The following is a 20968-nucleotide window of genomic DNA, read 5'->3' as shown; positions in this document are numbered from 1 at the left end:
CTCTCTGAAACCATTATTCCTTTGTGTCCTTCTCTGACGAGACGCTGCGCGAATGCGTCCTTCGCGGTTCGTTTTTCTGTTACCTGTGCGTAAGTCCTAATAACAAGGGTTTTGGAACATCTCTGTGTCCCATTCTTTTATTAAATTGGTATAAATTATGAATCGCAAAATTCTAGCTACAGCCATAGTGCTAGCCACTACTAGCTTTGTCACTCCTGTTAAATCTCAAGAACCTGTCACTCAAACTCCAGAAACATCTAATGAAGTTGTGAATGCTTGCGTTCAAAATCAAGCCGAAACTTTACCAAATCCCTTTACAGATGTTCCATCAGACCATTGGGCTTTTAAAGCAGTTATGACCATGCACTATTGTGGCGCATTTCGCCAAGCCACACCACCAGCTTTATTTGAAAAATTCCAACCAAATAACCGCCAACAGCAACCACAGTCAGAACAGCGATTTGAAAAATAATAAATATGACATTTGCCTGTTCACAGTCAACAGTCAACAGTGAACAATAATACTGATTATTCATTAAAATCAAAATTAAACTCCGATTTAATATTCCATCGCTTACCGTCGTGTAGCAATAGGGTTAATTTTTCAGCAATAAATTCAAAATACAACTGACGTTTTTCAAATTCTGGCCAAGCAGCTTTAAAATTTTGTTTTGTTAAATCTCTAAATGCAACTGTCATATGAGGCGCAAAAGGTCGGGTTTGAGAAACTTTATCAATAATTTTTAACTTGTTTTCTACATAAGCCATTAAATTAGCTTGCAAAGTCAAAATTTGTGGACTTCTCACCACATCTATATATATAACGCGGGGTGGAAAGGCTGCAAAACCGCTAAGTGTGATTGGTATTGACTTTTGTTCCCTAGCAAATTCTCTCAAACATGTCTCTAACAATGAAAAGTTAGTATCTACCCATTCAAAGGGTGGTTGCAAGGTAATATGAGGCGGAGAATTTTGTGCCCCACGACTGGCATAATTATCAGCAAAATACTGCCTGATTTGATTAGCGTAGTCTTGAATGTCTTGCGGTGGTAGAAGCGCAATGAAAAAACGACTCATTGAATTTAATCGCCTATGGTAATTAAGCAACAGGGTTATAAAAGAGTAAAGTGTACAGAATTTTGTTCAAAAATTAAATAGGATTTCTATATATTTTTTCAAAAATCAAATAGTAGTCCTATATAATTTTATAATTTATAAATCTGGTGGTGATGGAAAGCAAAATTTATCATGAAAATGAGGAAATTTCAGTAAGAAAATACATAATGGTTGATTGCGATCAAAAGCTTTTAACTTAAACACACGACTGAGTTTTTTTAATTTTCCTCCAGCATTACCTGGTAATGTTTGAGTTAATTTTATGAAGTTTTACTCAGTTTTGGGTTGCTGGAGGAAGCATTTGAAGATTAGTATCTCAAAAATTGCGATCGCTCTGACAAAAACTAATTAAAAAATAAGTAAATCTTTTGATTTGGTGTTTGTATTCAGCATCGCTACTTCAGATATAGTAGATTTTATGTTAATAGGGACTTTTTTCAGGATATAAGAGCTTAACCCGCTTCTCGCGTAATGCTAATTCTTCTTTTTGTAGCTGCTCTAACTGCTCTACTACTTCTTCCGAGACGCCTATAATAGAAGCCATTTGCCGAATTTTTGCCTTTTCCTCTGGATGAAATTCTCCATCAGCAGCACAAGCCCTAATTGCTGTGAGGAGTAAATCTCTCTGTGCTATGGAAACCTGAGGAGAACGAGCAATTACTTCTTCTAAATCTTCATCTGCTTGATATGCTTTTAGCTCTTCAATCACCCAGTCTGCTACTCCCCAAGATGCACAGAATCCAATAGCCCAATCTTTTTCTTCTTGGGAAAGAATTCCATCTCCTTTTGCACAACATAAAACTGATTTCATATAAATGCAACAATCCTCATCTGTAGGAACCTGGGTAAAACCAAAGAACCAATTAAATATCCAGGATTGACCAAGCTTTTTGATGTCAGACATAAATTTGTTTTTCTTGTTTACAACAGTAGTATCATCTCATTGGTGTTGCAAGAATACAAGGACAGTTAAGACAGTTAAGACAGTTAAGACAGTTATTATTAAAGGTCTTAACTTTCCTTGCATTACCATTAAGGAATTATGAACGTAACGTTAAGCATTCCGATATCAAGAAAAACGAAAAAAATCAAGATTTTTCATTGCTACTCAAAAAAGTAATAACTTGAGTAAAAGTCCTTTGTCATGGGAGCTAGTGAGAAGATGCCAATATTTGTCAAAATTGAACAAGGTAAAGTCGATAAATCTACCTTTGACCAATACGTACCCGCCCATAAAGCCTACGTTCAAGAGTTGATTGCAAAAGGACACAAAGCGCGAACAGGCTATTGGGCAGAAGCACGAGGGGGGATGTTGCTGTTTGAGGCAGCCTCAATGGCTGAGGCAGAAGCGATTGTAGCTAGCGATCCCTTGGTACAACACGGTTGTGTCCATTACCAACTTTATGAATGGCGAATTGTTATGGAGTAAGACACATTTATTGAATTTTAATGTTATGCTTTTATAAGACCTGGATCTATGCGACTGCAACACCCAAACCTTGTCAGAACCGGAAGGTAGCAGCAACACGGGAGGCTTGTAGTAGGCGTAGTCTCCGGGTCGCCCTATTTTTAGGAGCGTTCAGCAGCAATGCCTGGTTTTGGAGATATTGTTCAAAAAGCTTTTTACCTTGGTGTAGGACTAGCTTCTTACGCTGGCGAAAAAGCAGGGGGGAAATTAGCCGAACTGCGATCGCAAGTCCAAAAACTGGCAGATGAAATGGTGGCCAAGGGCGAAATGACCACAGAAGAAGCACGGCGCTTTGTGGAAGATATGATGACGCAAGCCCAACAACCCCAAGCATCTGCTGAAAACCCACAAAAAACTCCTTCTTCAGAACCTCGCCGCATCGAAATTTTAGAGGAAGATGAAGAACCGACGGTGAAAGAAGCATCAACTGACAACGTAGATCAATTACGCGAACAAGTGCTAGAACTGCAAGAAGAGTTAAAACGATTGCAACACGATTAGTAAGAAGCTTTACTTACCTCTAAATTCAGTAATAACTAGCAGTTGGACACAGGAATATATATATAAAATTGGTATCATACATTGCCTAATTTGTACTTTCGTACATAAAATTAGACACTAAAAAACGTCCTGTTTATAGCCTCTAAAGGCATCAATTTTATGGAACAGTGGCAAAAAGATTTCATAGAAATAGTAGAAACAGTAGCAGATGAAGTAGAGCGTTTCTTCCTGGGAATGGGCGAAATGGTAGACGCCATTTTTGACTTAACGGAAGAAATTACTGAGCAAGTACACAGTAACATTATTACTGAGGTCGATAGGTGTTTACAAGATTTAGCCGAACCGATGATGGAAGCTTACTGCGACTTAGAAGAGGTTATGGCAGATATAGATCCGGGTTTTCCGTATTCAGTGGAACCAACAGCTGAAAAAAATCCCGCTTGCATGGGTTGTACTCACTACCACGGTCAAGTTTATGGCGGTAACTTATTAGTTTGTGCCATGCACCCCCACGGTTATGAAGATGAGATTTGTCCAGACTGGGAGAAGGAAGAGTGTTGAGGAGATGGGGAGGTGGGGGGATGAGGGAGACAAGGGAGCAGGGGAAGAAAAGACTAATGACCAAAGACCAATGACCAATGACTAATGACCAATGACTAATAACAATTTATCTGAAAGTGTATCTCAGCCAACCCAAGAAATGAAGTATGGCGAGCGTAATATAGCAGAAGGCGAATTAATTACCTTTCCGAATCCGCGTGTGGGAAGGCGATACGATGTCAGTATTAGCTTGCCGGAGTTTACTTGTAAATGCCCATTTTCGGGGTATCCTGATTTTGCGACTATTTATATTACCTATATGCCTGATGAACGAGTAGTAGAATTGAAGGCACTCAAACTTTACATTAATAGTTATCGCGATCGCTATATTTCTCACGAAGAATCTGCTAATCAAATTTTGGATGATTTCGTCGCAGCTTGCGACCCATTAGAAGTCACAGTAAAAGCAGATTTCAGCCCTCGTGGCAATGTTCATACTGTAGTTGAAGTACGTCACCAAAAAAGTCACTAGACTTCTTGCATAAGTAGGGAAAAGGGGCAGGGGAAAGGGGGAAAGGTTTGGTATTTTCCCTTTCGCCAATAAAGATGCATCCCTTTTTTCACAAGGGTGCAAAAAGCACTTTAAGAAGTCTGATGACCAATGACTAAATAACTAATGACATTAACAGTCAAGATGTGTAAAGTAGTTGAAGATCAGTTAGCTAATCTTATCTTTAACACATCCATCTATGGATAGAAAAAATAGAAAAAACCGACGCCTTTTGCTGCTAGTTGTTTCCTGTAGTATCACTGGTGTAATTTTAGGAGGTACTGCTAGTTGGGCAGAAAGCAATCTGTGTTTGCAAGATAGCAAAGTTACAAGTGATTGCCTAACACAAGATCCAGTTGAAAAAACTATTCAAGGTATGAGTACGGGATTATTAGCCGGCGCTGGAGCCGCTTTTGGTGCAGCATGGCAGTTACGCCATGAAGATTAAGCTCAAGTACGCTTAATTTAGGAAATCATAAAGTAAACCCCAGCCAGTATCTTGTGGCTGGAGTTTTCTGTTTGGGTTTATTATCAGTTTGTTCAACCGCATATTTAATTAAATATTTACACTATTTACACTCAGCAATTTTGAATTAAGCGATCGCACTGGATTGTAGTCAAGTTTTTTGAGTATTTTAGCTGATTGACAAAATTGGTTTTTCTTAGTTTCTCACAGCAGAAATATCCAATTCACGTAAGTTTAGAATTCGCAAAAATCAAAGTAAAATTGCAACTATTAGCAAAACTTCAACTATTCAGTGTAAAAATTTATTAAGAATGATTCCCAACTCACGAGCTACGATTCAGGATGAATTGAAGTCCGAATGGGTGATAGCGGAGCGGTAGCGAGTCTTGCCTACGGCACGCTGCGCGAACGAGCGTCGCGTCTGAATATTGGTTTAAAACCTTGCCCTAGTGGGTAAAAGTAATATTAAAAATTTTTTCTTGATTAAAACTTTATCCCTTTATAGGTAGAGTATTCTGAATTCTGAATTCTGAATTTGTGAATTCTGAATCTTGTTTTATTCTTTGTTGACACTCAGTTGTTAAAGTGACGATGGCAATGGTAGACTTTCAGACTAAATCTCATCTCTTTGGGCAGAAAAAAACACTCATAGATTTGCTACACCAACGAGTGAAAAACCAGCCGTATCAGGAAGCTTACATTTTTCTTCAAGATGGTGAAATAGAAACTCAACGTCTAAGTTACCAAGAGTTGGAAGATCGAGTAAAGGCGATGGCTGCTCATCTCCAATGTCTTTGCTCGCCAGGAGATAGAGCCTTACTACTTTACCCCCCTGGATTAGACTTTATTGCAGGCTTTTTTGCCTGTGTCTATGCTGGAATTATTGCTGTACCTGCCTATCCACCCAAACGCAACCAAAAACTATCAAGGTTGCAAGCGATTATTCGAGACGCTGAAGCTACGTTGTTACTAACCACCGCAGATATGTTCCAATTGATTGAGCAATATGGAACGAATGAACCAACATTTAAAAATTTGCATTGGGTTTTAACTGATAAAATAGTGACCTCCGCAGATGACTTTACACCTGTAGCGGTGGAATCCAATACCCTAGCATTGCTACAATACACCTCTGGTTCCACTGGAATTCCCAAGGGAGTAATGGTTTCTCACAGGAATTTGCTGCACAACTGCACAGCCATCCTGCAATTTTTAGAGAAAAGTCCTGATGTTCCCGATGTTGGATTTTCTTGGTTACCGCCATACCACGATATGGGATTAATCGGATGCATATTGCAACCTCTGTCCGGGGGATTTCCTTTAATCATCATGCCACCGATGGCATTTTTACAAAAGCCGATACGTTGGCTAAAAGCAATTTCAAAATATAAGGTCACTGTGAGTGCAGGGCCTAACTTTGCTTACGATCTCTGCGTGCAGAATATGAGACCGGAGGAATTAGAAGATTTAGATTTGAGCAGCTGGGAACTTGCTCTCAATGGTGCTGAACCTATTCGCGCTGAAACTCTAGAGTCTTTTACTAGACAATTTTCGCCCTACGGATTTCGCCTTAGTAGTTTCCAACCTTGTTATGGAATGGCAGAGACAACGTTGTTAGTTACTGGAGTCAAGAAAGCTGAAGTCCCAAAGATTAAGGTTTGCGATGGTAAGGCTTTAGAGCAAAACCAAGTGATTAGCGATAACACCACCAAAAACGATAGAAAATTAGTTAGTTGCGGTCATCCTTGGTTTAATCAAACGGTGACCATTGTTAATCCAGTTTCCTTAACTGAGTGCAAACCAGGACAAGTGGGAGAAATCTGGGTTGCTGGTGAGAGTGTAGCGCAGGGATATTGGAATCGACCCAAGGAAACCGAGAAAACATTTCATGCTTATCTAGCCGATACGGGAGAGGGGCCGTTTTTGCGAACCGGAGATTTAGGGTTTTGGGACGATGAAGCAGGGTTGTTTGTTACGGGTCGTCTGAAGGATTTATTAGTGATTCGAGGACGAAATTATTACCCCCAAGACATCGAACAAACAGTAGAAACTAGTCACCCAGCGTTAGCCGATCACAGTAGTGCAGCCTTTTGTGTTGAGATGGGTGCAGGCGATGTTTACCTTGAAAAGTTTGGCTCGGAGGAAACCTCGGCTCCACGCCAGTTGCTTTCCGACACAGAGCAACAGGAACGTACTGGCTCAACTTTTCGCTATGACGGGCTAAGCCTACGCTTAATTGTTGTTTGTGAAGTGAAGCGGACTTTTTTGCGAAATTTGAATGCCCAGGAAGTTGTCAAAACCATTCGCCAATCTGTGTTGCGAGAACATGATTTACAAGTTTATCGAGTCTTGCTCATCAAACCCGGAACTCTTCCGAAAACCTCCAGTGGCAAAATTCAACGCTTAGCTTGCCGTGAAAATTTTTTGTCGGGTAATTTTTCAATTGTCAACTCAGAATCGACAGATATTCCCCAACCTATTCATTTAAAAGAATATGTCCAGGAATATAACATCGAGTCGATTCAAAATTGGATATCTCAATGGTTAGCGGCGAAATTGAATATTCCCAGAGAATCCATTCACCAAAGGGAATCTTTTGAAACCTATGGTTTGGATTCTTTGCAAGTAGCAAAATTCATCCAAGACCTGGAGGCTTGGTCTGGCTATTTACTCAACATCTATACACTGCAAAACTGTGCAGACATCGCCACCTTAGCAGCATATTTAGCCAAAGAACTCAGCGACCAAAACCAACAACCTTTAACTCAAATTCCCACAGAATCCTATCAATTTGAATCTTTTCCAGAATATACACAATTCCAGCAAAAATTAACCCAAATTCAAACTTTAGAAATTCCCAATCCTTATTTTCAAATGCAGGAATCTATCACTAGAGATTGTACTCAAATTCAAGGACGTAGGCTGATTAATTTTTCAACTTACAATTATTTGGGTTTATCAGGAGATGCAATAGTTTCCGCAGCAGCTAAAGAAGCCATCGATCGCTATGGTACATCCGTTGGTGCCAGCCGTTTGGCATCCGGCGAACGTATTCTACATCAAGAATTAGAACGAGAAATTGCAGATTTAATTGGTACAGAAGATTGCATCGTTTATGTCAGCGGTCATGCCACTAATGTTACTACCATTGGACATTTGTTTCATTCCCAAGATTTAATTTTTTACGATGCCCTCAGCCACAATAGTATTTTGCAAGGCTGCACTTTATCTGGTGCGAAAGCCATACCTTTTCCTCATAACGATTGGCAAGCTTTAGATGAAATGCTGCAAGACCAGCGTCAATATTATCGCCGAGTTTTGATTGTGATTGAAGGCATTTATAGCATGGATGGCGATATCCCAGATTTACCCCGGTTTATTGAACTCAAGCAACGCCACAAAGCCTTGCTTATGGTAGACGAAGCCCATTCCATCGGCGTACTGGGGGAACACGGACGGGGTATTGCTGAGTTTTTTGGCGTACAGCCAACCGATGTAGACTTGTGGATGGGAACACTCAGTAAAGCTTTTGCCAGTTGTGGCGGCTATATTGCCGGTTCTGTTGCCTTGGTGAGTTATTTAAAATACACGGCTCCTGGTTTTGTTTACAGTGTGGGATTATCTCCCGCAAATACCGCCGCGGCTTTAGCAGCCTTGCGTTTACTCAAAACTGAACCCACAAAAGTCAAAACATTGCAACAGCGATCGCAATACTTTTTAAAACTAGCTCAAACTCAGGGTTGGAATACAGGTACAAGCCAAAATTCTCCAATCATTCCCATTGTGGTGGGCAATTCCTTAACCTGCATTCAGCTTTCACATTTTCTATTTCAAGCAGGGATCAACGTTCAACCGATGATTTATCCAGCCGTGGCTAATCATGCTGCACGCCTGCGATTTTTTATTAGTTGTCTGCATACAGAAGAACAAATTAATATGGCGATCGCAGCCTTAGCGGTGGCATTTTCCCAAGTATCCACACAATAGAAGGTACTGAAGATTCAACATACAGCAAATTGCAGGTTCATAAAGTACAGTAGCAACAGTCTGTAAACCAGTTTTTTAGATGTTTAGGATTAATTAAATCAAGAGCAGTCGCAATCAGAATATCAACCATTTTTGTTGTAGTTGGAGAGAATTGACGCAAAAAAGCTTTTATTGCGTAAGTCCTGTCACAGTACGATTTAACTATTCCCAACACTGAGCAAAAAATCGCTCCTAAGTGCTACCAATACGTGGGATGCTGGTTGATTGATTAGGGAGTATTTGCAGATGTCTGTTGTTTCTAGTGTCACTGTTACCGTCCCCGCCACAACTGCTAATTTGGGGCCCGGTTTTGATTGTATCGGTGCGGCTTTAAAGCTGTACAATCATTTTAAATTTACTCGTGTGGAAGAGGGCGGATTCAGCATCGCTGTAACGGGTGAAGAAGCTCAACGAGTACAAACCGATGAAAGCAATCTTCTGTACCAAGCATTTCTCAGATTCTATCAACACATAGAGCAGACACCGCCAGGGGTGAAAATTGAAATTCAGCTGGGTGTACCACTGGCGAGGGGTTTGGGTAGTTCAGCGACAGCAATTGTTGGTGGGTTGGTTGCGGCGAACCAGCTTGAAGGTGCGCCCATGAGTCAGTCGCAGGTGATGGAATTAGCGATCGCAATGGAAGGACATCCTGATAATGTGGTTCCAGCTTTGTTGGGTGGATGTCGGCTGGCTGCTTCTGGTGGTGCAGGTTGGGAAATTTGTGATGTTCCTTGGCATCAAGACATCATACTAGTTGTAGCTATTCCCGATTTTGAACTTTCCACTTCCGAAGCACGGCGGGTTTTACCAACCCAAGTCACTCGTGCAGATGCCATTTTTAATACTGCACATTTGGGTTTATTATTGCGTGGCTTGGAAACCGGTAAACCAGAATGGATAAAAACCGCTTTGCAAGATAAATTGCATCAGCCCTATCGCAAAGCTTTAATTCCTGGTTACGATGCTATCAATCTAGCAGCTGTGACAGCTGGTGCTTATGGCATGGTTATTAGTGGTGCAGGGCCGACACTGTTAGCTTTGACGGATGAGTTACACTCAGAGGCTGTGGCAGCAGCGATGTCTACTGCTTGGGAACAAGAAGGAATTATAGCCAATGTGCGATCGCTTTCTCTAGATATCCAAGGCGCAAAAACTTAAAAGATTGGATATGGGGCATTGGAAGTGTTAACTGATAACTGTTGACTGATGAGTGTTGACTGGTGACTGATGACTGTTGACTGGGGAGTTATTATTCTCCCCTGCCTAGTACTCTGCCAACCCAAAAATGCGCTTCTTTCGGGCTGGGGAAACGAAAAGAGGTAAAGGGTAAGGGATTTAAAACCTTTCCCCTTTCCCCTTTCCCCTTTACCCTTTACCCTTTCCCCTTTCCCCCGCTAAGTCACGAAAGCGAACTACTAGACACTGATTGGTTATTTTTTTATTAGTCCCTTGTTACAGAATGGTGTAGTTCACAATACATTATGTGCCACTTTTAAAGCCGGAATGCGGCTTTCATGCATGAAATTAAATATAATGCTACAATCCCCTATGAGTAAATTTAACGATTAAATTTCCATTTAAATTTAGTGACAAAAAATTCATCACTAGTATGGTTAAAAAGTTAAATTCAGCTAATAGTTAACACTAGTAGCTAATAACTGCATATTGGAGGGACTTTATCCCAGCAGCAAAAATAAAAAATTGATAATTAATAACTGTTAGAATTGCTAAATTTACTGAGAAAATTTGCAAATAGTTGGCAATAGAGTTGTGATTTAAAAAAATCATAACCTGTTCACAACCTAAATTAAATAATACAAAATAGCAGTCCATACTCAAAGCAATCAATTGCTGCTCTTTGGCTGTTTTCACCAACCTCACACATAGCTCATGCACATTCTGATCTATTCCTACAACTATCATCCAGAGCCGATTGGAATTGCTCCCTTAATGACTGAATTGGCAGAAGGACTAGTAAAGCGAGGTCATGAAGTGCGAGTAATCACTGCAATGCCCAATTATCCCCAGCGACGGATTTACGATGAGTATCAGGGTAAATGGTACGTAACCGAACGCAAAAATGGTGTGACAATCCAACGAAGTTACGTACGAATAAAGTCCAAACCAAACCTTGTAGATCGGTTGTTGTTGGAGTTGAGCTTTATTTTTACAAGTTTACCGCTAGCCTTTAAAGGTCATCGCCCAGATGCGATAATATTAACAGTTCCGCCTCTACTAGGTATCTTACCAGCAACAATATTTAGCTACTTATACAACTGCCCATTAATTTTGAATGTGCAAGATATATTACCAGAAGCAGCTGTGCGTGTTGGGCTGCTGAAAAACAAGTGGATGATCCGTACTCTTGCAGCTTTAGAAAAATTAGCATATCAAACTGCACACAAAATTAGCGTCATTGCTGATGGGTTTAGTGAGAATTTAGTGAATAAAGGAGTACCTGTTAACAAAATTGTTTGTATTCCCAATTGGGTGAATATAAATTTCATTCGTCCTTTACCGAAACACGAAAATTCCTGGAGAGCTACACATCAATTAGATGACAAATTTGTAGTACTTTATTCTGGAAACATTGCCCTTACACAAGGTTTAGAAACAGTAATAGAAGCAGCGATTTGTTTGCGTCACCTCAAGGATATTGTCTTTGTGATTGTTGGTGAATCAAGAGCATTGCACAGGTTACAACAATATTGTTTATTGAAGGGAGCAGATAATGTTTTGCTGCTACCATTGCAGCCACGAGAAAAACTACCAGAAATGCTAGCAGCATCAGACGTAGGGCTGATTGTGCAAAAACACAATGTAATTTCATTCAATATGCCTTCAAAAATACCACTCCTTTTGGCCAGCGGTCGCCCCATTGTGGGTTCAGTTCCCGCTAGCGGTACTGCGGCCAGAGCGATCGCACTCAGTGGTGGTGGCATAATTGTGGAACCAGAATCACCCCATGCTTTAGCAGATGCAGTGCAGAATTTATATACCAACCCGACTTTAGCAGCCAAACTAGGTCAACTAGGCAGACAGTTCGCCGAAGCAAACTATTCATTAGAGCAAGCACTCGATCGCTATGAGTGGCTATTTTCTCAGGTTGTGGTCAATCAAAAATCAATGGAAACCATACTACCAGAATTAGATTCTAAAAAATCTGTTGTGGATGGGTGAAAGGTGTTGTGAGTGGTGAGTTTGGAGTTAGGAGTTAGGAGTTAGGAGTTAGGAGTTAGGAGTTTGGAGTTAGGAGTTTGGAGTTAGGAGTTTGGAGTTTGGAGTTAGGAGTTGTTCTTCTTGTCTCCCCATCTCCCCACCTCCCCATCCCCAAATCTGAGAAAATTAAATCACCCGATCGGGTGACCTAAGTGTAGGAAGTTGAAATAGATGAAAAAGAGGACTATGGATCGATAAACACTGATTGTGCTTCGTTCTTGGTGAGGATAAATCAATGAAACTCGCTATTTTGATGAAATAGATTCTGAAATAATTAGTGATTGGTCACTCTTTTCTTCCTTCAGATCAATATTCAGTATTGATTAAGAACGGTAAACTCATTTTTAGCATTACCAATCTTCTTTACTATGTAGTTATAATGCAACCTAATACTTAAATAAAGATGCAAGCAAGCACTTGCTAACACTTATGAAAAACCCAGCATCAGGTTGCCCATCTGAGGTGATACAAGACTGACAAATTGCTGCTCAGACAGCTGGTTGTGTATAAAAAACAGCGAGGAGAACGGTACAGTGCGCTCAGATATTGATTTGAAAGCATCTTTGCATAATTTTGCAGGTATTTTGCTTTGCCTGAGAGGCAGAGATATAGGGTAGGAGAGATGGGGAGAGGGGGAAGACAAGGCAGAAAAATTACGACCTTGTCGCCCTTGTCCCCCTTGTCCCCCTTGTCTCCGTATCTCCCCATCTCCCCCATCTCCCCACACTCCCTGCTTACCCCATACCCTCTTCCTCGTTGACCTAAATAAGATTGCTCAAGTCTAGATTCACAAGACGAGAAAACCAAAATGTCCCATTCTGAGTTCCCTGAATCTTCTTTTCCTGTTGAAACAGAACAGCCTGCTGTTAATGATTCCAGTCAAGAGTCCGAATCTTTGTCGGAGCGATCGCCCAAATCGCCTAAAAAGCGACGTTGGCCGCTGCTGTTGGGAATTATCCTCGTAATTGCAGGTGTTGGTTTTGGTTGGCGCTGGTGGAAGACTAGCAGTGCTAGCAATGGAGCATCAGGTAATCAGGCCGCTCCTGGTCAACCTATGGCAGTTCCGGTGAAGCTAGCAACAATAGAGACAGAAACTACACAAGAAAGTTCCCAGTTTCTTGGCTCCTTAGAAGCTCCTCGTTCGGTAACTATCAAGCCACAAATTGAAGGACGAATTACCCAGATTTTTGTCAAAGAAGGCAATCGAGTACAACAAGGGCAAGTTATTTTTACCTTGCAAAGCGATGATGCCCAAGCTCAGTTATTACAAGCCAGAGGCGCACTCCAACAAGCCCAGGCGCGTCTTGCTGAACTTGTAGCGGGTACTCGGCGAGAAGAAATTGCCCAAGCTAGAGCGCAGTTAGCCCAAGCCCAAGCTCGCCTGAGGGATGCCCAAACGGGAGCGCAGCCACAAGAAATTGCCCAAGCTGAGGCTCAAATCGAGTCAGCGAAATCTGATGTGGAGCTAGCACAGTCACGAGCCAAACGATACGAGCAATTGCGAAAAGAAGGTGCGGTTTCCCAAGATGCCTTAGAAGGATATCTCAAGGAACAGAAGAGTGCTGAAGCTGCCCTTGTAGTAGCCCAGAAACGCTTAGACCAACTCCGCCAAAGTAGAAACTCTAGTATCAATGAGCTAGCTGCTGCTGTAGAACAACAGCAACAGAACCTCAGACAGTTGGAAAATGGCTCTCGTCCAGAAGAAATTGCCCAAGCGCGATCGCAAGTTACTCAAGCAGCAGGTCAAGTCCAAGCTGCCCAAGTGCAACTGCAATATACAAAAGTTCTAGCTCCTTTTACCGGCATTGTTGGTGATATTCCCACAAAAGTTGGAGATTACGTACAAAGAGCAGACCAGCTCACCACATTAACTAGAAATGACTCATTAGAACTGAATATTTCCATTCCCCTAGAAGAAGCCAAAAAGTTGCGCTTGGGATTACCCGTACAAATGCTTGATGCCCAAGGCAAAGCCATAGCCACAGGTAAAATCAGTTTCATTTCCCCAAATACAAATTTAGATTCCCAAACAGTTTTAGCCAAAGCCAACTTTGGCAATTCTACAAGGCAACTGCTTAATGGCCAGTCAGTACAAACCAAAGTCATTTGGGACGAACGCCCAGGCATTTTAATTCCAGTGACAGCAGTATCTCGTCTCGGTGGCGAGACATTCGTCTTTGTGGCTGAAGCACCAGCGCAAAACTCTAAACCTGAAGCGCCAAAAGCTGAAGCACCAGCGCAAAACTCTAAACCCGCAGCGCCAAAATTGGTCGCTCAACAAAAACCCGTGAAACTGGGAGCTATTGAGGGCAATAATTATCAAGTCCTCGAAGGACTCAAACCTGGTGACAAAATAGTTGTTTCTGGTATTCTCAACCTCACCAATGGCGTCCCCATCACTCCCGCACCGGAAACAGTCGGTAGTCGGAATTTTTAAGTGAAACGAGACTGGGCGGGGGGAGATGGCAACGCCTTGGAGAAAGGTAAAACGAGGGATCTTTCTTTTCCCCTTTTCTACTTTGCCCTTTGCCCCTTGCCCTTTGCCCTTTGCCCTACGCCCAATGCCCAATGCCAAATACCCAATGCCCAATTTTCTAAATTATGTTTGTTGACTTTTTTATTAAGCGACCAATCTTTGCATCGGTCTGCGCCATTATTATCCTATTAATAGGATTAATCAGTATTCCTACACTGCCGATCGCCAGGTTTCCAGAAATTAGTCCCACCCAAATCAGTGTCACTTCCAACTACAGTGGAGCCAGTGCCGAAGTTGTAGAAAGCGGCGTTACCAATATCTTAGAAAGACAAATCAACGGCGTTGAGGGACTGAGATATATCACTTCTAGCAGCAGTAATGACGGTACTAGTACCATTACAGTCACTTTTGATTCATCGCGGGACAAAGATATTGCGGCTGTAGATGTGCAAAATCGTGTTTCTGTTGCCCAACCGCAATTACCAGAGTCTGTACAACGCACTGGTGTACGGGTATCAAAAGAGTCTAATAATATTCTTTTGGCAATTGGTCTATTTGCGGAAAATAACGAATACGACAATACATTTTTAAGTAACTATGCTGACCTTTACTTAGCAGACGCCCTAAAAAGAGTTAAAGGTGTCAGTAATGCCCAAGTTTTTGGCGAACGTCGCTACGCCATGCGTTTGTGGTTAGATCCGAATCGCCTGGCTAGCCGGAGATTAACAACTCAAGATGTGGCAGACGCCTTATCCGAACAAAATATCCAGGTGGGTGCAGGGAGAATTGGGCAAGAACCGGCTCCGGAAGGACAAAGATATCAAATCGATGTGCGTGCTGCCAGTCGTTTAACAGATACCAGAGAATTTGACGAAATTGTCTTGAAAACAGAAGATGATGGCACATTAGTTAAGCTCAAAGATGTCGGCAAAGCAGAACTAGGTGCAGAAAATTACAACACATTTCTGCGATTTCTGGGTAAAGATGCCATTGGTTTGGGAATTTATCAAGTTCCTGGTAGTAATGCCTTGGATGTCGCCAGGGGGGTGAAAGCGGAAATGGCGCGATTGGCTCCGAGTTTTCCCCCAGGTATGAAATATCAGGTAGCTTTTGACACTACAATGTTTGTCGAAGAATCGATGACAGAAGTAATCAAGACTCTGATTGAAGCGGTGTTGCTGGTTGTAATTGTCATTTTCGTCTTTTTGCAGGATTGGCGAACCACGTTAATTCCAGCTGTGACAATTCCACTATCTTTGGTTGGCACATTTGCATTCGTCAAAGTTTTTAACTTTTCCATTAACAGTTTGACGTTGTTTGGTCTGACTTTAGCATCTGGGATGGTGGTAGACGATGCCATCGTTGTAGTGGAGCAAATCAGCCGTTTTATTCAGGATAAAGGTATGAATCCTCGCCGCGCCGCTAGCGAATCAATGGCGGAACTTTTCGGGGCGGTGATTGCAACTTCATTAGTATTGATGGCGGTGTTTGTTCCAGTGGCTTTCTTTCCAGGAACCACAGGCGCACTTTATCGCCAATTTGCGCTGACCATTGCCTTTTCCATTGCGATTTCTACTTTTTTGGCTTTGACTTTGACACCTTCTTTATGTGGGGTGTTGTTGCGTCAAGGACAAACACCTCCCAGGTGGATTGGTTGGCTGTTTGACCTGATTAATCGGTTTTTAGAATGGGTAAGATCGGGTTATGAGCGATCGCTGACTTATCTCACACGCATCAAAAGTATCGTTATTGGCTTGTTTATCGTTTCCTTAGGAATGACTGCTTGGCTTTACACCACAGTACCTACAGCGTTTCTTCCAGACGAAGACGAGGGTTATTTCATCACAATTATCCAAGGGCCCCAAGGCGTTTCGCTGCAATATACCAGCGATGTCATGGCACAGGTAGAAAAAGAAATTCTGCAAATTCCGGAAATAGTAGGAACTTTTGCCGTAGGAGGATTTGGGTTTAGTGGTAGCACTGCTAATAGTGGCATCATATTTACAACTTTAAAACCTTGGGACGAACGCTCAAGACCAGATCAATCTGTACAAGCGATAATTGGCAGATTACAAGGTAAATTGTTGTCTATACCAGAAGCCAGAGTATTTCCGGTAAATCCGCCACCAATTCAGGGTTTGGGTAACTTTGGCGGCTTCGTCTTTCAGCTGCAAGACCGCAGAGGTAACAGTGGTTTAGAAAGTTTGGTGCAATCAATGGGGCAATTACTCGGTCGCGCCAATCAAACGCCAGGATTACGAGCTGTATTCAGTACCTTTGCCGCAGATACACCGCAATTACTTGTGGAAGTAGACCGCAATAAAGCCAAATCACTGCAAGTTCCCATTGATGATATCTTCAGTACTTTACAAACTGCTTTGGGTTCGCAATATGTGAACGATTTCAATCTCCAGCAGCGAAATTATCGGGTTTATATCCAAGCAGATGAACAATTTCGTTCTAATCCCAAAGATATTGGTAAACTCTACGTTCGTTCCCAAAAGAATCAAATGATTCCTTTGAGTAACTTAGTAAAAGTAACACCAACTGTGGGAGCGCAAACAATAAATCACTATAATTTGTTCCGCTCAATTGAAATTAATGGTTCTGCTGCTCCCGGCTCTAGTTCTGGAGACGCTATTAAAGCAATGGAACAAGTTTCTCAAGCAGTTTTACCTCCAGGTTTTGGTTATGAGTGGTCGGGAACTGCTCTAGAAGAAATAGATTCTGCCGGCTTAGCACCTCTGATTTTTGGCTTAGGATTGATATTTGTATTTTTGGTATTAGCTGCTCAGTACGAAAACTACATTGACCCTTTGATTATTATGTTGTCAGTTCCCTTAGCGATTTTCGGAGCGCTGATAGCTCAATCAATGCGGGGTTTTGCCAATGATGTTTACTGTCAAATTGGTCTAGTAATGTTGATTGGCTTGGCTAGTAAGAACGCTATCTTAATTGTGGAATTTGCTAACCAATTGCGAGACCAAGGACTGTCTATGAATAAAGCAGTAATTGAGGCTTCACAAGAGCGATTACGTCCAATTTTGATGACTGCTTTTTCTACTTTGATTGGGATTTTCCCCTTGGTTACTGCCGCAGGTGCAGGGGCGGGTAGTCGCCAATCTTTAGGAACAACTGTTTTTGGAGGCATGTTAATTGCTACTTTTTTGAGTTTGTTTGTAGTGCCGATTTTGTATATTGTGATTAAGGGAACAACGGAGCGATTATTCAAGAAGAATTCAGAAGTCAGGACTCAGAATTCAGTATGATTTTAAGTCTAATTCGGTAATGAATATTGGTTTGAAATTTTGACTTTTGTCAGTAAAACCAAATTCAAATATTCTTCAGATGATTACTTCACCCATCAAAGAACTGACTACTCACCGATTCTGACTTCTGAATTCTGACTTCTGACTTCTGACTTCTGACTTCTGACTTCTGACTTCTGAATTCTGACTTCTGAATTCTGAATTCTGAATTCTGAATTCTGAATTCTAATATCATTTAGCTCAATTGTAGCGACAGTTAAAAAGGTAATTAACTGTCGCTATTTATCGTAAGATAGACTGTAGGCTAGGCTACTTTTAGAGGGGAAGGCATGAAAATCGCTATTGGCAGTGATGAACGCACTAACCTGACAGATATTGTATTAGAAGAACTCAAGCGGCGTGGGCATGAAGTTATACCTTTTGGTTCTCTAGCAGAGGATCGTCGAGAAGTTGATTGGCCTATCAGTAGTAGTAAGGTTGCTTTGGCAGTAGCAACTCAGAAAGTAGATGAGGGAATTGTTTTTTGTTGGACTGGTACTGGTGCATCCATCGCTGCGAACAAAGTCTGTGGGATACGTGCTGCTTTGTGCCATGATGCTGAGACGGCCAGGGGTGCCCGCATTTGGAATCATGCTAACGTCCTAGTGTTAAGTTTACGGGCAACTACAGAAGCGATCGCCAAAGAAATATTAGATGCCTGGTTTAGCACCCCCTATTCTGAAGATGACTGGAATTTGCTCCAAATCAAGCGAATTCGACAACTAGAGAAATAAAGGCAACAATTAGGAAAACTCCAAAAGTTGTTAACGGTTGAGTGTTCGCAGTTAACAGTCAACCATCAACTAAGTAAACAATTTAAGCCCATTGCCTATTCCCTGTTCCCTTCCATACGTGCAGCCTGAACGAGAGCTTGAAAAAGTCTTTGATTACTGGGATCTAAAGTAGAAAGCTCAGGATGCCATTGCACGCCAATTGCCCAAGGATGGTCTTCATGCTCCACAGCTTCAATTACTCCATCATCTAGAGCATGACCAACAACCCGCCAACCAGATGGTACTTTATCCACTGCTTGATGGTGCCAAGAAACTACAGATAGATGAGAATTTTGCAAACAATTGGCTAAACAACTTTCTACATCTATTTTCACCAAATGTTCTGTAGGCAAACGCCGTCCTGGCTCAGGCTCTAGGCGATGCAATGGAGATGTACCATAAACATCTGGAATGTGAGGAATTAGAGTACCTCCACAGGTGACCATGAGAATTTGTAAACCCCGGCAAATACCCAATATCGGCAGATGACGGTCAAGGGCAAACTTGGCGAGTTGCAATTCAAATGCATCACGTTCGCTATCAACAGCATAAATGCTAGGATGAGCAAAACCGTTGTAGCAAACAGGGTTAATATCTCCGCCACCAGAGATAATTAAACCATCCAAACAATCTAGAAGTGTAGCAGGCTCCATTTCTCCTGGTGGTAATAATATAGGAATGCCACCTGCGGCCCGGACTGCATCTATGTATTCACTTGACACAGAAAATGGTAATGTTGCCTGCCGTCCGTAGGTTGTAATGCCAATCAATGCTTTTCGAGATTTCCTACTCATCTTGATGCTATGTTGTTCTCAAACGGAATATTCTCACTTCCAGCCCAAATTACATCTTTGACTGTAACTCAGTATGAACTGCTAGCCTCACAATACGGTTCGGTTAAAGGGGAAAGGGCAAAGGGGAAAGGTTTCAAATACATCCAAATCCCTTTACCCTTTAACCTTTTGCCAGACCACAAGGTAAGTTCATACTGCTTATCCGAACCGTATTGGCTAGCTTCATTAATACTTCCTCAAAGAATTTTTACTAGTCTATCGTTAAAGTTACGATCTGCTTTGTGGGCGACCTTAGGGAATCACTGGTGAATAGTTGCATAAAATAGCTTTCCACAGTTGATATTTTTTGTGAAGCTATTTGATTTATACTTTTAAATTCGTCTAATTTGAGAGAAATGTTAAAGTTGTATGTCCAGCCTGACTTCTGACATGGTACGCGTCTATTTGCAAGAAATTGGTCAGTTCCCTTTATTAACATCCGACCAAGAAATAACTTATGGCAGGCAAGTACAACAAATGATTGCCATTGAGGAGCAAAAACAACAGCTTAGTCAACAATTAAATCGTCAACCAACTCAAGCAGAATTAGCTGATTTTGTCAATAAAGCTGAAATCGAAGTCAATCAGATACTTCAGCTTGGACAACGAGCCAAGCAAAAGATGATCGTGGCAAATCTCAGACTAGTGGTTTCCATAGCTAAAAAATACCAGCGTCGCAATCTGGAGTTTTTGGATTTGGTTCAAGAAGGGGCAATCGGTTTACAAAGGGGGATAGAAAAGTTCGATCCGAACCGGGGCTATAAGTTATCAACTTATGTATATTGGTGGATTAGTCAGGCGATTACCAGAGCGATCGCTGAAAAATCCCGTACAGTGAGACTACCAATTCACGTCAACGAAAAGCTGAGTCAAATTAAGAAGATACAGCGAGAACTGTTTCAAACACTTGGTCGTCGTGCCACTGTCGCGGAAATTGCTCAGAAACTAGACATGGAACCAAGCCAGATTCGAGAATATCTCACTGCCGCCAGTGGGACAATCTCTCTAGATTTAAGAGTAGGTGATAACCAAGATACAGAACTTAGCGAACTTCTCAGCGATGAAAGCATTTCGCCAAATGACCAGATTACTCAAGAATTGCTCCGCCAAGACTTGAATGATTTGTTGGCATCACTCAAACCCGTGCAGCGCGAAGTATTAATCTTACGCTTTGGACTATTGGATAATCAAGAACGAAGTTTGGCTCAGATTGGAGAGAAGCTCAATGTTAGTCGAGAACGAGTCCGCCAAATCCAGCAGCAAGCCATGACTGCTCTGCGTCGTCAACAACCATCCATTGGTCAATATTTATCTTCTTAAGTGGAGACTCTGCCGCTACACTTTTGGTGCAGTGTAGCGACAGATTCTTGCTCCACAAAAACACCCTTTTTGGTGTGAGTAAAAGTCTCCCTTTTTATGGGAGATTTCCAGAAATTTCAAACTTACATAACATTCCAGCAAAATATTTCCCTGTACTTGTCTGAGAAATCATTTATTTGCAATGTAATTTATGTAATTTACTATCAATATTAATTTGATAGACATCGAAATGAAGAGAGCATACGAGGGCATCTAAAGTTTTGATTCAGGATAGTTATTATTCTTGGCGATGGAGTTATATTATGTCCGCATAATTAGTTATGATTCCCACAGTATTGCACCCCAAAGAGCCAAAGCTACGCTTTGTCTCCC

At 41.6% G+C, this 20968-nt stretch carries 16 protein-coding genes and 1 other RNA gene; 14 read left to right on the top strand and 3 right to left on the bottom strand.

Annotation, left to right across the window (positions count from 1 at the left end):
- Nucleotides 1-157: 157 nt before the first annotated feature.
- Nucleotides 158-472, top strand: a complete 315-nt coding sequence (locus GNE10_RS15675; RefSeq protein ID WP_185565973.1) for an S-layer protein — start codon at nucleotides 158-160, stop codon at nucleotides 470-472.
- Between the two features lie 56 nt (nucleotides 473-528).
- Here the strand turns inward: GNE10_RS15675 and GNE10_RS15670 are convergent, their stop codons facing one another.
- Together GNE10_RS15670 and GNE10_RS15665 are read right to left on the bottom strand one after the other, a co-directional pair.
- Complete coding sequence (locus GNE10_RS15670) at nucleotides 529-1077, bottom strand: 2'-5' RNA ligase family protein (RefSeq protein WP_185565972.1); 549 nt, start codon at nucleotides 1075-1077, stop codon at nucleotides 529-531.
- Nucleotides 1078-1537: 460 nt separating this feature from the next.
- On the bottom strand, nucleotides 1538-2020 hold the full coding sequence (locus tag GNE10_RS15665) for a TerB family tellurite resistance protein (protein ID WP_185565971.1): 483 nt from the start codon (nucleotides 2018-2020) through the stop codon (nucleotides 1538-1540).
- Nucleotides 2021-2278: 258 nt separating this feature from the next.
- Between GNE10_RS15665 and GNE10_RS15660 the strand changes: the two genes are divergently transcribed.
- The 12 genes from GNE10_RS15660 to GNE10_RS15605 all read left to right on the top strand — a co-directional run bounded on the left by GNE10_RS15660 (nucleotide 2279) and on the right by GNE10_RS15605 (nucleotide 18404).
- Complete coding sequence (locus GNE10_RS15660) at nucleotides 2279-2545, top strand: YciI family protein (RefSeq protein WP_099070277.1); 267 nt, start codon at nucleotides 2279-2281, stop codon at nucleotides 2543-2545.
- Between the two features lie 37 nt (nucleotides 2546-2582).
- Nucleotides 2583-2679: signal recognition particle sRNA small type (ffs, locus tag GNE10_RS15655), an RNA gene on the top strand.
- Between the two features lie 25 nt (nucleotides 2680-2704).
- Nucleotides 2705-3085, top strand: coding sequence for a phasin family protein (locus tag GNE10_RS15650; RefSeq protein ID WP_185565970.1), 381 nt, complete (start codon nucleotides 2705-2707; stop codon nucleotides 3083-3085).
- A gap of 159 nt (nucleotides 3086-3244) precedes the next feature.
- Nucleotides 3245-3646 (top strand): hypothetical protein, encoded by a 402-nt coding sequence (locus GNE10_RS15645; RefSeq protein WP_099070275.1) that lies wholly within the window; start codon nucleotides 3245-3247, stop codon nucleotides 3644-3646.
- Between the two features lie 91 nt (nucleotides 3647-3737).
- Nucleotides 3738-4157: a preQ(1) synthase gene (queF, locus tag GNE10_RS15640; RefSeq protein WP_185565969.1), complete on the top strand. Its 420-nt coding sequence runs from the start codon at nucleotides 3738-3740 to the stop codon at nucleotides 4155-4157.
- A gap of 217 nt (nucleotides 4158-4374) precedes the next feature.
- Nucleotides 4375-4623, top strand: coding sequence for a hypothetical protein (locus GNE10_RS15635; RefSeq protein ID WP_185565968.1), 249 nt, complete (start codon nucleotides 4375-4377; stop codon nucleotides 4621-4623).
- A 615-nt stretch (nucleotides 4624-5238) separates the two neighbouring features.
- The gene (locus GNE10_RS15630) at nucleotides 5239-8628 is read left to right on the top strand and encodes an aminotransferase class I/II-fold pyridoxal phosphate-dependent enzyme (protein ID WP_260446897.1); all 3390 of its coding nucleotides are present in this window, start codon (nucleotides 5239-5241) and stop codon (nucleotides 8626-8628) included.
- 285 nt (nucleotides 8629-8913) lie between these two features.
- Nucleotides 8914-9825, top strand: a complete 912-nt coding sequence (gene thrB / locus GNE10_RS15625; RefSeq protein WP_185565966.1) for a homoserine kinase — start codon at nucleotides 8914-8916, stop codon at nucleotides 9823-9825.
- Nucleotides 9826-10557: 732 nt separating this feature from the next.
- Nucleotides 10558-11847 (top strand): glycosyltransferase family 4 protein, encoded by a 1290-nt coding sequence (locus tag GNE10_RS15620; RefSeq protein WP_185565965.1) that lies wholly within the window; start codon nucleotides 10558-10560, stop codon nucleotides 11845-11847.
- 847 nt (nucleotides 11848-12694) lie between these two features.
- Nucleotides 12695-14323 (top strand): efflux RND transporter periplasmic adaptor subunit, encoded by a 1629-nt coding sequence (locus GNE10_RS15615; RefSeq protein ID WP_185565964.1) that lies wholly within the window; start codon nucleotides 12695-12697, stop codon nucleotides 14321-14323.
- Between the two features lie 164 nt (nucleotides 14324-14487).
- Nucleotides 14488-17631: an efflux RND transporter permease subunit gene (locus GNE10_RS15610; RefSeq protein WP_185565963.1), complete on the top strand. Its 3144-nt coding sequence runs from the start codon at nucleotides 14488-14490 to the stop codon at nucleotides 17629-17631.
- 329 nt (nucleotides 17632-17960) lie between these two features.
- Entirely contained in the window at nucleotides 17961-18404 is a 444-nt protein-coding gene (locus tag GNE10_RS15605; protein ID WP_099071581.1) for an RpiB/LacA/LacB family sugar-phosphate isomerase, read from the top strand.
- 95 nt (nucleotides 18405-18499) lie between these two features.
- Here GNE10_RS15605 and GNE10_RS15600 read toward each other — a convergent pair whose 3' ends face one another.
- Entirely contained in the window at nucleotides 18500-19237 is a 738-nt protein-coding gene (locus GNE10_RS15600; protein ID WP_099071580.1) for a gamma-glutamyl-gamma-aminobutyrate hydrolase family protein, read from the bottom strand.
- Nucleotides 19238-19645: 408 nt separating this feature from the next.
- On the opposite strand from GNE10_RS15600, the gene GNE10_RS15595 reads away from it, so the two are divergent.
- A complete protein-coding gene (locus GNE10_RS15595; RefSeq protein WP_185565962.1) occupies nucleotides 19646-20596 on the top strand; it encodes an RpoD/SigA family RNA polymerase sigma factor in 951 nt (316 codons plus the stop codon).
- The last annotated feature ends 372 nt before the right edge of the window (nucleotides 20597-20968 follow it).

It is taken from the genome of Nostoc sp. 2RC, assembly GCF_014222165.1.
GTDB lineage: Bacteria > Cyanobacteriota > Cyanobacteriia > Cyanobacteriales > Nostocaceae > Nostoc > Nostoc linckia.
The sequence above is the reverse complement of the archived record's forward strand: the minus strand, read 5'-3'. Positions and strand labels throughout refer to the sequence as shown.